Source organism: Nonlabens sp. (assembly GCF_047636915.1).
In the GTDB taxonomy this organism is placed as follows: domain Bacteria; phylum Bacteroidota; class Bacteroidia; order Flavobacteriales; family Flavobacteriaceae; genus Nonlabens.
Genome location: NZ_JBLIGN010000025.1, coordinates 1 through 15,200 on the forward strand (window position 1 = coordinate 1; position 15,200 = coordinate 15,200).

A 15,200-nucleotide genomic window follows, 5' to 3' on the forward strand; every position below is an offset into this window, starting at 1 on the left:
CGAATGAAAGCAGGTACCGCTCAAAAACTAATTCTCAACATGATCAGTACCAGTGTCATGATACAATTAGGTCATGTAAAAGGTAATAAAATGATCGATATGCAGTTAAGTAATAACAAACTTATTGATCGTGGTGCGCGCATGATTATGGAAGCTACGGGGGCTGATTACCAAATAGCCCGCCAGTTATTAATCGATCACGGTAGTGTCCGAAATGCTATCGCACAACAAGGAATTTGTTAATTATGAAACAAAAATCTACGGATAGAGACGTTCTCGTAAAAGGAATACAGCGGCTTGCAATGAGTGTCTTATTTGCTTTTTCGGGTCCTGTCCTGATCTATATTGGGGCTGGATCTGAACACCCCATTATATTTTTAATGCCTGGAATAGCATTTGCCGTTCTAGCCGTAGTTTTTATTTTCCAAGGAATCAATTTAATTTTAGATTCCATGTTCAAATCAAACAAAACAAGATGATGCCTAAATCGTTTTTATTTTTTGTACTTATAACGCTACTGGTGAGCTGTAAAAATGCTATTAAAGATCCAGAAGCACCTATAGTTCGACCTTCTGAAGGTGGTCTAATGATCGAGAGCACCTTACAGAACTCCAATGGGATGGAAGGAAAAATTAATATTATGGGGTACTTTGTCGTTCCTTTCTATACTGGCGAGCTCAAAGAAAACGGAAGTTTCCAAATCACATTACCTAATCATTTTGATCAAGTGACCGGCCGTGCTTTTGAAGCGTATAACTCCTCTCCCATCGCTGACTATGAGCTGCATTATTCCACTGCGCTAGAAAGTTTCCCCGATGCTGACGGTTTATCATTTAAAGAAAAAGGGGCTCGTCTCGCTTTTGCTGGTAAGTATTATAGATTTGAAGTATCAGGAACAAATACAAGCTCCTATATCTACCCTGCTTCTAGTGAGAATTTCGTGAGATTTGTAGTAGGTACCAAAGATGCGGCACCAGAAACGGGGTACCACTATTACTACATCTATGCAAAAGAGCCTTTTTCTATTCATGGAGCAACCACAACTGATAATTTATTTGAAGACGGCACGGAACAAATTTATAAAAGAACAGACTCTTACAACCTAGACATAAATAAAGGATGGAACTTGATACGCTATGAAATCAATGCTCTTTCAGAGAGTTCTAAGGGCACGGAAAAAATTTCAAAATCTGTAGTTTCAAACTTAGGAATAAACACAAAACCAGAAGCTTGGTTTATAAGCAGTAAATAAAGGGAAATAGCGGTGTACGCCTACAGCTCCATACCGATTAGTTCTTCAGAACGCTTCTTTGTATACTGTTGTAGAACCTGTTTTCCTGTAAAAGTATTCCTTATAGTTGCCTGTTTTAGTCATTTAAAATTTTAAAAAACTATCTATTGAAAAAATTAAGTCTATGTGTATTTTTAATTTATTTCACCTCTGCTGTATCTCAAAAAACAGAGAATGATTCTTTTATTACGGTGACTAGCCCAGGTGGTTTTAGCCAGATAAACGACCTCCTATTTCCTGGTGCTGTCGTGTATTCAGGAACGGATACTAGTCAGGTTTATGTCCAGCACAAAGGGATAAAAATGTGGTGCGACTATGCGGCTTTTTATCAAACAGATAATTTTATAAGAACCTTTGGTAATGTAAAAATGAATCAAGGGGATTCCATACGGATGAGTTCTAAATATGCCGAGTATAATGGGAAGTCTCAGTTTGCATTTGCCAGTGGAAATGTGGATATGAAAAACCCAGGAACTACATTAAAAACAGACACCTTGTTCTTTGATCGCGCTAAGCAGCAGGCTTATTATAGAAGTGGAGGCATCGTTACCGATACCGCAAGCACCCTTAAAAGTAGAACAGGACGCTACTTTATTGCCGAAAAGCGGTATCAATTTCTCGACGATGTAAAAGTGACCAATCCAGAATACACCATAGATAGCGACCACCTTAATTTTTACACAGAAAATGGCCATACCTATATGTACGGCCCTTCCACAATAACAGGAACGACGAGTAAGGTGTATTGCGAGCGTGGCTTTTATGACACCAGAGCAGATGAAGGATATTTCATTAAAAACTCGAGAATAGAGTATAACAATCGAACGATAACTGGCGATAGCTTGTACTTCAATAGAGGAACAGCTTTTGCTAGTGCTACCAACCATATAGTCGTTACGGACACAGTAAATAAGTCTATCATTAAGGGGCACTATGCAGAGGTCTATCGAGCTAAAGATTCAGTTTTTATTACCAAAAGAGCCCTTGCTATTTCTATACAGGATCGAGACAGTGTTTATATACATGCTGATAAATTGATGGTTACTGGTCCTGAGGACGACAGGGTTATAAGAGGCTTTTATGATGTGCGTCTTTTCAAGACTGATCTTAGCGGCAGGTCTGATTCTATCATCACCAGACAACGTACTGGACTTACAAAAATGATTAGCAAACCAGTTCTATGGAGTGGTAAGAGCCAGATGACCGGTGACAGTATACATATTCAGAGCGATACAAAAACAGAGCGACTGGATAGTTTGCGTGTGTTTTATAATGCCTTTATTATAGACAAAGACAGTATCGATGGTTTCAATCAAATAAAAGGCAAAGAACTCATTGCAAAATTTAATGATTCTAGCGAGCTAGAAGTAGTCCATATGTATAAAAATGTAGAAAACCTCACGTACTTACGCAATGACAGTGGCAAACTTATAGGTATAGATAAAGGAACAAGTGGCAGGTGGGAAGTTACTTTTGAACATAAAGAAGTTTCCACGACCACGTTTTATAACGATCCAGATTCTGATACCTATCCACCAGAAGAGTTACCTGAAAATGCACGCGAATTAAGAGGTTTTATATGGCGTGGAGACGAGATGATCGCAACTAAAGAAGATCTATTTAAAGGAAAACCAGCACCGGTACTGACTCCTATCAAAGGAATCCCTTTACCAAAGTTAGAAGAAGATTTTTTTAAAAAAGATAAAAAGATAGAGATCCATAAGAACTCTAGACTCAAGAAAGAGGATCTTCAAACAAGATCTGAAGACACACAAGAACATATTAGAGAGAAAGAAAATGAAGGATGATTTTTACCATTTTCAAGCACAAACTACTCCTTTTGCACCTGGAATAGAAATCCATCATGCAAAAGGGAATTACATCTATGACAAAGAAGGTCATAAATACCTAGACATGGTGGCTGGTGTTAGTGCGCTGCCATTAGGTCACTGCCATCCAGTCGTTACAGCCGCTATAAAAAATCAAGTAGACAGGTATATGCACGTGATGGTTTACGGTGAATATGCTCAAGAGCCAGCCGTACAACTGTGTAAAAAACTAGCGGCACTCCTGCCCGATCCCTTAGAAACGACCTACCTATTAAATAGTGGTACAGAAGCCATAGAAGCTTCTATAAAATTAGCTCGTAGAATCACTGGAAAATCGCAAATCATCGCTATGAAAAAGGCCTATCACGGCAATACCATGGGATCTTTGAGCCTTATGGATTACGAAGAACGCAAAGCACCCTTTAGACCTTTGATTCCGGACATCACTCATATCAATTTCAATTGCCTACAAGATCTAAAGTTTATTACACAGGATGCGGCAGCAGTTATTATAGAGAGTATTCAAGGTGGTGCCGGTTTTAAAATACCCAGCAATCTATGGATGCAGCAATTGAGCAAACGCTGTAAAGAAACCGATACCTTACTGATTGTCGATGAGATACAGCCCGGAGTAGGTCGTACAGGGAGTATGTTTTATTTCACACAACACCATATCGTTCCTGATATGGTAGTCACCGGCAAAGGGCTCGCTGGCGGACTTCCTATAGGAGCTTTGACCACTAGTAAAGAACACATGTCCTACTTTAAAGAAGAACCTATGTTGGGTCATATAACGACATTTGGTGGGCATCCTGTCATAGCTGCTGCAGCCCTCGCAACGCTTACAGAAATTGAGCGAGGTGGTTACCTGGAACAAATGTCTCGTAAAGAGGGGCACTTTCGCGACAACTTGCAACACAGAAATATCGTTGAAGTAAGAGGCAAAGGATTGATGCTTATAGCTTTACTACCAGACGACCAGTTTACCACGCAAATAGTGGACGAGTGCCGAAACAGAGGTGTCATTTTCTTTTTACTGCTTTATGAAAAACGAGCGATTAGAATCACCCCACCCTATGCGATTACCGATTCTGAAATTGAGTTTGCGTGTACCATACTGAAGGAAGTAACTGAAATATACTACCCTAATTCACCTAAAATAGCCTGTTTATAAGTTGTTGACAATAGATTTCTATTGTCCACTTAGACTTTGGCAAAAAAATTGATCTTACAGAAGAAGAATCCTAAACTTTCTGTGTATGCCATTTGATTTAAACGATGATGAAGATTTAAGCATCAAAAAATTTGAGCTTATGTTAAAATCCAATGAAGTTGGATTTTTCGACAGTGAAGAGTTTGAACAAATAATCGAGTATTACCTAGATGAAGGTAAAATGGTACTTGCCCGAAAAGCCATAGGTTTGGGAATATCACAACACCCTGCAGCGGTCACCTTAAAACTTTTCAAAGCAGAGATGTATATATTTGATAATGAATTTCCACAGGCAGAGCATGTTCTAAATGAGCTGTTTGAAATTGAACCACAAAATGCGGAAATCTATATTCAAAAAGCCAATATCTATTCTAAGACAGAACGTCACGACAAAGCTATTAAATTACTAAAGATGGCATTAGACCTCACTTTAGATCAAGCAGATGTTTATAATCTTATAGGAATGGAGTTTTTGTTTATTGAAGATTATTCCAATGCAAAAGTGAACTTTATGAAATGCTTGGAGTTAGATGATACCGACTATTCTGCCCTATACAATATCATTTATTGTTTTGATTTTCTCGAGGAGCACCAACAAGCGGTAGACTTTCTAAATTTATTTCTAAATAAAAACCCATACAGTGAAGTCGCATGGCATCAAGTAGGCAAGCAATATTTTGATCTAAAAATGTATGAAAAGTCTTTGGCGGCCTTTGAATTTGCTATTATTTCTGACGATCACTTTGTAGGAGCTTACCTTGAAAAAGGAAAAGTCCTTGAAAAATTAGGCCGGTACCAGGAAGCCATTGAGAATTATCAAATTACCCTTACACTAGACGACCCTACGTCATTTGCTTATCTAAGATTGGGAAAGTGCTTTGAAAAACTAGGTCTAGAAGACGATGCCATCACTTATTTTAAGCAATGTGTGAAAGAAGATCCATTGCTCGATAAAGGCTGGTTATCTATAGTGAACTTTTACACCAACAAACTTGATTATCAAAAAGCCCTCAGTTATATCATAAAGGCTACAGAAACAGATGCTGATAATGCGCTGTATTGGACTAAATACGCCACTATCAACGCAAGGCTTAATTTTTTAGAAGAGTGTGATTACGGATACCGAAGAGCTCTTGAGTTGGGCAATTATGAATTATCTACCTGGATCGATAGATGTGACGTTCTCCTAAAAATTGGGGACCTGGACACGGCTATTTCCAATGTAGAAAGCGGCTTAGAATTTTATCCTCAGGACGTAGAGCTTCTGTACAGACTTGCCGGGTTGTACCTTAAAAAAGGAGCCCATATAAAAGGTAAATTCTATTTACAAAACGCCTTAAAAAGCAATGCAGAATATGTCATGATCCTGGAAGAACTTTTTCCATTAGTATTCAATAACCCAGAAATTCAGCAACTTATAAAGGTTTAATTCATGATTTTTTTTAATAAATCTGTGTACCTGGTGGATTTACTAGATGGGATTACTGATATCCACAATCACCTGTTACCAGCGATGGATGACGGCTCTCCAAGTCTAGAGACTACCATAGAGATGATTAAAGTGATGAAAGCCATAGGTGTAAAGAACGCTATTGCTACGCCACATACTATGGAGGATTACTATGATAATGATGCCGCTAAAATTACTGCTCATTTCCAAGAAACAAAGTTAGCTTTAGCGACAACAGATGCCAAAGGCTTTATTATAGGAGCTGCCTCAGAGTATATGATGGACGGACAGTTGGACCACATTATAGAAACAGAAACCTATTTATGTATCTATAAAAAGTATCTGCTTACCGAGCTTTCCTATTTCCAACGTCCTGATCATTTGGAGGATTTGGTATTTAAAATGTGTCAAAAAGAGTTGATTCCTATATTAGCCCATCCAGAACGCTATAGGTACATCAAGTCCATAGAAAGGTTTGAAGATCTAAAAAAACGAGGCTTGGAGCTGCAACTCAATTTACTATCCCTATCTGGTCATTATGGAGAAGAAGCTTTTACAAAAGCGACTTCCCTTTTAGATAAAGGAATGTATGAATATGTTGGTACTGATGCCCATAAAGTGTCACACTTAGAAAAAATTAAGGGAATTAAGATTAAGAAAAAGCAAATTCCCTCCATAAAAAAGCTTGTGGAAAACCACAAGCTTGTATTTGATCTTTAACATGAACGCTTTTTATTCAAGGGTGCGTTTCTTTTGAAATCTCCTCTTGAAGGTACTCCATAAAGTCCTTTTTTCTTCCCCGTAAGCGTAACCGTATTTATTACCGTAACCAAAGTTAGCGAGTTTGACATTGTTAACGATGACAGCCACATTTTTCAATTTCCCGTCTTTAACCGCATCTGAAACAAATTCTAATAAGGACATATCTGTATAATCGGCACGAGTCACATAAGCGGTCACATCTGCATATTTGTTGATCAGCAAGGTGTCTGTCACTAAAATGGTTGGAGCACTATCCACAATAACGAGATCGTACAAATCTTTAGCTTCCTCAAATAAGGTTTTTGTTCGGTCCTGCATCCATAGCTCTGCTGGATTAGGTGGGATAGGTCCTGATACTAAAATGTCTAAACTTTTATTTGTTGAAGAGGTAATGATCAGATCTTTTAACTTTACATGGTCATCGGTCAGAAAATCTGTTACCCCACGAGTCCTTTTTGATACCTTATCAAAGTATTTATGGAGCTGCGGGTTCCTGATGTCTCCTCCTATTAAAAGCACGTTTTTCCCGCTATAGGAGAAGGTATTGGCGAGATTTACGGCTACTATGGTCTTTCCTTCTCCCTTTACCGTAGAGGTGACCAAAACAACTTTAGTGTCATCATGACTAACGGCATTGAGCTTGTATTGAAGGTTGGTTCTTAGGATTCTAAAGGACTCTGCTAAAACAGATCGATCGTTCAATTGTATATAATCGTTACTGTCTTTATCCAGCTGGGGAACTTCACCGAGAATATCGGTATTGGGCAGGTATTTTTCTATGTCTTTTCTAGACACAATTCTATTGTAAAAAATAGATACCCCATATACAACAGCGCCTGGTACTAAAAGCCCACAAATAAACATCGCCAGGTACACGATACGGGGTTTTGGTGAAATGGGTCCCTTAGCTGCTAAGGGGTAGTCTACTATTTTTGCTTTTGAAGCGGTCACCGCAAGAGAAATAGCAGTCGTTTCCTTTTTTTGATTCAGCAATAAATAAACGGCTTCTACTACAATTCGATCTCTTTCTATGTCCCGAGTCACCCTTTCATTTTCAGGAATGTCAGAAATTTTTCCAGACACCCTATTCAACTCTTTGGTTAAGCTTTCTTTTTGAATGCCCATGGAAATGATCACATTGTTAAGGGACACTAAAATAGCCGCTCGTAAACTGGTTATATCATACCCTAGCCTTTGAAGAACAGGATTCTTTGGGGTAGAATTTTCCTGATACCTCAAATACTCTTGAACCAGCAGATTGTACTTAGCAGCAGATTGCTCAAATTGGACCTCTTTTAAGCCTATATTTTCAGGAATAAGTGCAAAGGTATCCTCTTCTAATTTCTCTTTTAGTAATAGGGCTATTTTTAATTGTGTTTCTGTCTCTATCACCTCTCGACCAATACCCGCTGAGAATCCCAAGTTCAGCTCTGCTTCCGCAACCAGATCCGTTAAATTTTCAGAGGTTTTAAAGTTTTGTATGCCTCTTTCCACACTGTCCAGATCCTTTTGAATATCCCTTAAACGTTCGTCAATAAACTCTGAGGTGTTTCTAGCCACTTCATTTTTATCTTTAACAGCATCCTCATTATACACGAGAATAAGGTTGTTGAGCACATCCGTAGCTTTTTCTCTATTAGCATCCACCAAACTAAGTTCCAATACGCTTCCTCGTTTATCGATCTTTACAATGTCTAGCCTGGATTGAATGGCTTTTGTGGTTCGTATTATTGGATGGATGCTTATGAAAAGTTTTTTCCAAGGCTTTTCCACTGTTGGGTTTTCTAGTGCCAGATCTGATACGGATGCTTTATTAGGAACTACAAGCAGGCTTATACCACCCATCATAAACTCCGAGCCATAAGAATAGGTCACAAAATCATCCGTATCTTGAAGCTTGATTTTAAAAGATTGATCACCACTCGGACGCAGTACTAAGTTCACAGATTCTGATAAGGTATACCCAGCCGCGGCATCTAATAGTGTTAATTTTAAAGAGCTGTTTTTATACACATCCGTACTCTTTATATTTCCTGCGTTCTTGTACACAATATGTAGGTCCAGATTCTCTACCACTTGATCGATCAACTTATTGGACTTTAAAATCTCTATTTCATTTTCAACCGTATTAAAGGAATTGCCCAAAACATCTAAATCACTAAAGGCAGAAAGCTCCGACAAGCCACCACCACCGCCTTGGGTGTCTTTTATTAAAATTTTTGCAGTAGCTTTATATTCGTTTGTGGTGTATCGCAGGTAGCTATACCCCATCACTAAAAAAGCCATCACACTGATGATAAACCAAGGCCATTGCTTTAGGTAGGGGGCCAATTGGTCTTTTAAAGAATCGCTTGGATCGGTTTCGGAATAGGTAGGATTCATAGAGTTCTTTAGTTTCTGGAAATGATAACAATTAAAGATAGTAATACAGACGCAATAGAAACAAATAGAGACGCATTTCTATTAAATCCGGCCGCTTGTATTTGCGCATAATTGGGCTCTACGACCACCACATCATTTTGCTGCAAATAATAAAAATCAGAATCTATAAAGCTGGCACTGGTTAAATCTACTGTGGAGGTGGTTTGAATACCATTCACATCTCGAAGTACCGTAACATTTTTTCTATTTCCATAAATCGTCAAATCTCCGGCGGTACCTATCACTTGCAACAAGGTGATGCGGTTGTAATCTAAGGTAAAGGTCCCTGGTCTGTTGACCTCTCCGAGTACCGTAACTTTAAAATTCACGATACGTATATCCACCACGGCATCCTTTACAAAGCCACCTTCTCTAATTTGGGTCTGAATACGATCGGTCAGTTCTTTTCTTGTTTGACCAGCCACTTGCATAACGCCCAATATAGGAAAGACGATAGCGCCATCATTATCCACCAAATACCCAAACAACTGCCCTTGTTGCCCAGCTCCATTTAAGCCATTTTGATTGGTCGTATTTATCATTTGGTTGAAGGGCTGTACCAGCTCCATATTTTCACTAGCGACCGTTATTCTTAGAATATCATCTTTCTTGATTAAAGATTTATAATTGAGCTTTTGGGTGGGGAGAGAGCTGTCCAAATCTTGTAAATAAATAATTTTTTTTGGGGATACACAAGAAGTGAAAAATACAAGGAAAAGAAACAGCAGTACTGCTTTAAATAAGGGGTTGTTCATAGGTATAAAGGTAAGGTATTCTATAGCACGACTTTTTTATCTAACAGCTCAAAGACACTGTTTTTACTAATATATTCTGGGACCAGTTGTTTTATTTTACCGACTAAAAAAACATCATTCTCCTGCTGTGCTGCTGCAGCAATTTCAATGATATGGTTTAAAACATCTTTATAAGAAATAGCTTGGTCTTTTGCTATCATGATCTTTTGATGGTGTGTGGGCATGCTAGTTGAGCTGTCACTCAACAACTCTTCGTATAACTTTTCTCCAGGACGTAAACCTATGATCTTGATATCTATGTCTGTATACGGCTTAAAACCAGAAAGCTGGATCATTCGTTTTGCCAGATCCATAATCTTTACAGGTTTCCCCATATCAAAAACAAAAATTTCGCCACCATTCCCCATAGTACCGGCTTGAAGCACTAACTGACAGGCTTCTGGAATGGTCATGAAATAACGGATGATGTCTTGATGCGTTACTGTTACAGGACCACCGCTTTCAATTTGTTTTTTAAAATACGGAATGACAGATCCGTTAGAACCCAGCACATTACCAAAACGAGTAGTTATAAATGTCGTCTTACCAGTAGCCCTTTGTTGGAGCGATTGGACATACATCTCTGCGGCTCGCTTGCTAGCTCCCATAACATTAGTAGGATTCACCGCCTTATCCGTGCTGATCATCACAAATCGATCAATTTTATAAGCCATAGATAAATCGGCTAGATGAACGGTTCCTAGAATATTAACACCAACCGCCTCCTTTGGGTTCTTTTCGATCATCGGGACGTGCTTGTAGGCCGCTGCATGAAATACCACCGATATTTTATTAGAACTGAACACCTGTTCCAGTCGGTCTTTGCGCCTTACATCTGCAAGAATTACTTTATACGATACATCGGGAAACGCATCTCTTAATTCTAACTCTAATTCATATAATGGGGACTCTGCTTGGTCCAGAATCAAGATGCACTCTGGTTGATACCTAGAAACCTGTCGTACAATTTCGCTCCCTATAGAACCGGCACCTCCTGTGATTAAGACATTTTTACCGTTTAGATAGCTGGATATTTGTGAATCGTCTAACTGAATGGAGGCTCTTTCTAATAAATCTTCAATTTGAATTTCCTTTATTGTAGCAGCAACATCCTCCTTATCGCTCCATTGGGTTATTTCTGGAACGCTGAAGACCTTTAAGTTGTTAGCAAGTGCCTTATCCACCAACTCATTTTTTTGATTTAAATCTAGTGAAGACCCTGCGATAATAAGGGCGGTCACTTTCATAGGAAGGATGCGATCATAAAATTTGGCATCGTATTTTAAAATAGGCTTTCCTAAAATTTTCACTTGTTTACAATCCTTTTTCAGGGAAACAAAACCAACAAAATTAAAATTTCGACTGTTTGAGGTGACTAAGGCCTCTGCAAGAGCGATATTGTCATCATTAACACCCACTATAAGAACGGTATCCCTTTTATGCTTGTAATGAGAAAAGGAGGCGTATACCTTCTTTACAAAAAGTCTAAAGGAAAGCATGGCGCCGAAGGTAAGGCTTGTGTTCACGATTAGAAAAGGCATTAAAAACAACTTTTCCCCATAATAAAAATAACTGCTGTAATTTACCACCACCACCACCGTCATCACCGTGGCACAGGCCAGTCCTATTTTAAAAATATCCACAAAAGTACTGTGTCGGATCAAGCCAGCATAGGTACTGAAAATAAAAAAGGAAGCTACGTAAAGAAGGATTATAAATAGTGCTTGTTGCAAAAGAGTTAGGACCTCGTAAAAATTAGAACCGATGTCATCAATTACTAAGAAAGCGAGGTGATACGAACAGATCACTAAAAGCAAATCAATAACCACTACCATCCATCGCGGAAGGTACCTTAAGTTTCGGAATTGAAGATCATTGTCCCCATTCCAAAATATCATGGCTATTCTATTTCTAAAGTAATTTTTTTGCATTTCCCAACGGTAAAAGTAGAACAAAAAAAAAGAGCCGTGCGTGCAGACCGCCCTTAATTTATTAAAAAAGTCATTACCTCTGTATCTTTATTTTTGTAAGATGCTAACCAGTTGCATTCCGTAACGTTTAATAAGCCCGGAAGTCTGATCGGGATTGGCATTCACTTTGGCCTTTTGAAGTCCTTTTATTTTTTAATAAATTTTAAAGTTGTACCAGCGTTTCCCTGATGTATACGCAAAAAATATACGGCACTTTTTAATTCACCTAAGTTTTTAAGTATCTCTATACCAGTTGATAAGCTGTTTTTATAGGTGCTTATTTTTTGCCCTATCGCATTGTAAACGCAAATAACAACTGGCTGCCCGAGGAGCAGGTTGCTCACCATAAGACTGGATCCAGTCATGGGATTGGGATGTATAGTTAGCGCTTTCGCGAAAGCAGAATCATCAACAGATAAGGTTGTGTTTACAAACTTTAACGAAAAACGATCTGCCTGTAAACTTGTAGGATCAGCCCCGACAAAAGACACACTAACTAAATTAATTCCCGGAATCATTCTTGTTTCCGTCCCTAAATAGCCATCTATCCATAGCGTTTGAAGACCTGTAAACCCATTGTTCAATTCAAAGGTGTAAGTAGAACCTGTTAATCCTGTTAATTGCAAGGATAAAACATCCCCATCAAAGGGAATTGGTATTTGTGTACTACTCAAAGGCTCTGAATTCTTAAGAACCGATAAATTCTCGTTTGGGTTTTGTAGTTTGATGGCATCCTTAGCCGTAACCCATGGGGAGGCATTTGCCGTAAAAGAAATTAAAACGCCATCTCTCGCTTTGCCAGAGAGGAGTTCATTGTCCTTAAATACAGAAATAGAGATCAACTCATTTACATTAGAACTGCGGTACACATCAGTGGTAGCCGTACTAGTTGTTTTAAAAGACTGTTTTACGAGTACCTCAGGACTTAATCCTGCGACATCACCATCTTCAGCAGTTGCTATAAAAATGGCTTGTCCCGGCTGTAGGAACTGATTGACTTCAGACCCTGCCACATTATTGGTGTTTAAATTAAAATCGTAAGTCGCATAAGCTCCATGGGTACCTATAGTAGGGTCCCAAGCATAATATAGATTTGGATTGATATCTACCGTACTGGCATCAGCAAGCAAACTGACCAAATCAATTTGTGCTTGATACGGATTTGCCATAAAATTAAAGCCTCCTTCTGCAGTGGACAAAGCACTTAGGGCAACCGCTCCATTTGCTAGAGTTCCCTTAGACCGGAGGCTAGTAGCCGTAGGTAAACTTCCTGCTGTTGTTAACGACACACTGCGGTCTCCTCTGATATACAAACGTACCGGCTTCCCCGGTTCCAGCGTTGTTGCATTTGTTGGACTCAGATTCTCCCAGGCTTGCGTGGTATTGTTAAATGTAAAGGCAGAGGGAGCGTTAGTTGCAGAGGAATCAAAACCATTTGCTTGCGTTCCTCCAGTAATGTGGGTTCCTATTCCAGGTTCATAACCTGCATCTCCAGGATCTAAGCCACCTTGCTGCCAGTTATCAAAGAGCGTTCCGGTCATGTTTACGGTACTCCCTACAAATCTAAAAGCTCTTTGTTCCGAATAAAACTGCTCTACACTCACATCTCCGTCGACACTACCAGAAACCACTGGAGCAACAATCGCGGTCTTTCCTGCAGTGCTTTTTAACGTAAGGTGATCATTAGTAGTTAAAACTCCAGAAAATAAGTTCAAACTTCCCAGTACATCAGTAGCTGCGGTCAAATTAAGATTTCCTAACAAAGTAATCGATTCCAGTGTACCAGAAGCTTCGATCAATTGAGTGGAAGGGTTGGCGATGATTTGAATGTTGTCTAACGCGATCTCATCGCTGGAGCCACCTCCTTCATCAACTGATGTCCAAGCAATTACATAAGTACCGCCAGCAGGAATGCTCAGCCCTGTTAGCTCTATAGCGACTACATTTCTTTCCCATACAGGAACTGCGTCACTTTCAAGTCCTGAATATATACGAGACGCTGACACAGTCGTTAAACTAGAAGTATCTGGCCCATGAGAACATATAAAATCGTTAGAACGTGTTTCATTATTAAAGAAATAAACTTCATAAGCTAGAGATACGTCTGTCACGATTGCTCCTGTATTATTCGTAAATTGCAAATGGATCGTTCCTGGGGTAAAGTCATTGCCTGTAGGTTGTATACCTAGCGCATAATCATTTGCAGCTACTTCAAAAGCATAAATCCCACCAGATGTGGTACCACCGCTCGAAATGCCTTTGCCAAAATCATTGCCAGATTGCTCCTCCCCAAAAATAGTTGTCGCATCCTGTAGACCATCAATGGCAAAAGCATTGGCATCTAACTGACCAGCAGTGGGTACTGCAGCAAAACCCGTTCCCGTAAAAGAACCATTATTGACATGTGTAACCGTAGTATCAAAGTCAATGGTATAGGTGGTGTTCAGGGCGTTTATTTGTAGACCTTGTGCTTGAGGAGCTTGTATAGCATATAAAAAATCAAGTGTTGTCGTACTTTCTGGAGCTGCGTTATCATCTGTGGCAGTAATGCTATAGGACATCGTACCGGCTTCAGATTGACCAGGAATAATTCCTTGCCATTCACCAGTAGTCATTGTATTTTCTGACATTGTTATAGAACCAGTTGTTGTTACCGCAGATAGATTTGTAAAAGACCAATCTAAAGTTGCCGTTGCTATAGTGTTTCCATCAGCATCTGTTATGTCTACCGATACTAGAGTGTTTGTATTTAAACCGATAGGGTCTGCCGAAGGGGTGCGTTGCATATTTGATATGGATGGCGCGTTGTTTCCAGCAGTTACAAAACCCGTCCAAGAAATATCATCAATGATGACTTGTTTAGCTGTAGTGTTTTTTATTTCTATAGTAAAATCTCCAGAAACATCTATTCCTGTTACAGTAAAGATTTGTTCATTATAAGTATCAAATGGAGTCGAAGTACCGACTGAAACACCATTAATTAATAATTCAACTCCTCTGTTGCCTGCACCTGTAAAACCTTTATAAAGTTTTACCGAAAAATCTTGAATTCCGCCAGAAATGGTTGAACTCAGTACATTACTGTTATCAGACGATCTTCTTAACATAAGAGCAGGTAGGTTGATGCCAGAATTATTAGAATCACCATCAGCGTCTCTAGAGGAAGTATAACTCCATGTAATATTAGAGTTGGTATTCGTAAAGCTTCCGATTGAATAAGAGCTCCCTACCGCTAAATCATCAAAATTCTCTAATCCTTGAGCAACCAAAAAATTAGCTGTTAAGGTGGTCATTAATATTAGTAACATTTTTTTCATGGTATCCCTATTTAAATAAGATGAAAATAAGCTTTTATCTTATTTTAAATAGATGGTTTACATGAATTTAAGGTTAAGTTATTAGTATACAGCGCTATTACAAGTATCTAATGGTGCACATTACCTCTTTTAGCCTGCGTTATAAAAGGCTTT

General features: G+C 39.0%; 10 protein-coding genes and 1 pseudogene. 7 read left to right on the forward strand and 4 right to left on the reverse strand.

The features are described 5' to 3' along the window. The 7 genes and pseudogenes from ACJAT0_RS05885 to ACJAT0_RS05915 all read left to right on the forward strand — a co-directional run. Window positions 1-243: pseudogene (locus ACJAT0_RS05885) on the forward strand (N-acetylmuramic acid 6-phosphate etherase); the annotation flags it as partial. Between the two features lie 2 nt (window positions 244-245). After that, window positions 246-479 (forward strand): DUF6095 family protein, encoded by a 234-nt coding sequence (locus tag ACJAT0_RS05890; RefSeq protein ID WP_415180905.1) that lies wholly within the window; start codon window positions 246-248, stop codon window positions 477-479. Next, the gene (locus ACJAT0_RS05895) at window positions 476-1,252 is read left to right on the forward strand and encodes a hypothetical protein (RefSeq protein ID WP_415180906.1); all 777 of its coding nucleotides are present in this window, start codon (window positions 476-478) and stop codon (window positions 1,250-1,252) included. The genes ACJAT0_RS05890 and ACJAT0_RS05895 overlap by 4 nt, the downstream gene beginning before the upstream one ends. A gap of 146 nt (window positions 1,253-1,398) precedes the next feature. Then, window positions 1,399-3,099: an OstA-like protein gene (locus ACJAT0_RS05900; RefSeq protein WP_415180907.1), complete on the forward strand. Its 1,701-nt coding sequence runs from the start codon at window positions 1,399-1,401 to the stop codon at window positions 3,097-3,099. Continuing rightward, window positions 3,089-4,294, forward strand: coding sequence for an aspartate aminotransferase family protein (locus ACJAT0_RS05905; RefSeq protein ID WP_415180908.1), 1,206 nt, complete (start codon window positions 3,089-3,091; stop codon window positions 4,292-4,294). The genes ACJAT0_RS05900 and ACJAT0_RS05905 overlap by 11 nt, the downstream gene beginning before the upstream one ends. A gap of 85 nt (window positions 4,295-4,379) precedes the next feature. Beyond that, window positions 4,380-5,762: a tetratricopeptide repeat protein gene (locus tag ACJAT0_RS05910; RefSeq protein WP_415180909.1), complete on the forward strand. Its 1,383-nt coding sequence runs from the start codon at window positions 4,380-4,382 to the stop codon at window positions 5,760-5,762. A 3-nt stretch (window positions 5,763-5,765) separates the two neighbouring features. Further along, window positions 5,766-6,503, forward strand: coding sequence for a tyrosine-protein phosphatase (locus ACJAT0_RS05915; protein WP_415180910.1), 738 nt, complete (start codon window positions 5,766-5,768; stop codon window positions 6,501-6,503). A gap of 12 nt (window positions 6,504-6,515) precedes the next feature. Here the strand turns inward: ACJAT0_RS05915 and ACJAT0_RS05920 are convergent, their stop codons facing one another. The 4 genes from ACJAT0_RS05920 to ACJAT0_RS05935 form a co-directional block, all read right to left on the reverse strand. Next, window positions 6,516-8,927, reverse strand: coding sequence for a GumC family protein (locus ACJAT0_RS05920; protein ID WP_415180911.1), 2,412 nt, complete (start codon window positions 8,925-8,927; stop codon window positions 6,516-6,518). 8 nt (window positions 8,928-8,935) lie between these two features. Then, entirely contained in the window at window positions 8,936-9,721 is a 786-nt protein-coding gene (locus ACJAT0_RS05925; RefSeq protein ID WP_415180912.1) for a polysaccharide biosynthesis/export family protein, read from the reverse strand. A 20-nt stretch (window positions 9,722-9,741) separates the two neighbouring features. Continuing rightward, window positions 9,742-11,691, reverse strand: coding sequence for a polysaccharide biosynthesis protein (locus ACJAT0_RS05930; protein ID WP_415180913.1), 1,950 nt, complete (start codon window positions 11,689-11,691; stop codon window positions 9,742-9,744). 185 nt (window positions 11,692-11,876) lie between these two features. Further along, window positions 11,877-15,038 carry a T9SS type A sorting domain-containing protein gene (locus ACJAT0_RS05935; RefSeq protein WP_415180914.1) on the reverse strand — a complete coding sequence of 1,054 codons (3,162 nt, stop codon included), beginning with the start codon at window positions 15,036-15,038 and terminating at the stop codon, window positions 11,877-11,879. Window positions 15,039-15,200: the final 162 nt, after the last annotated feature.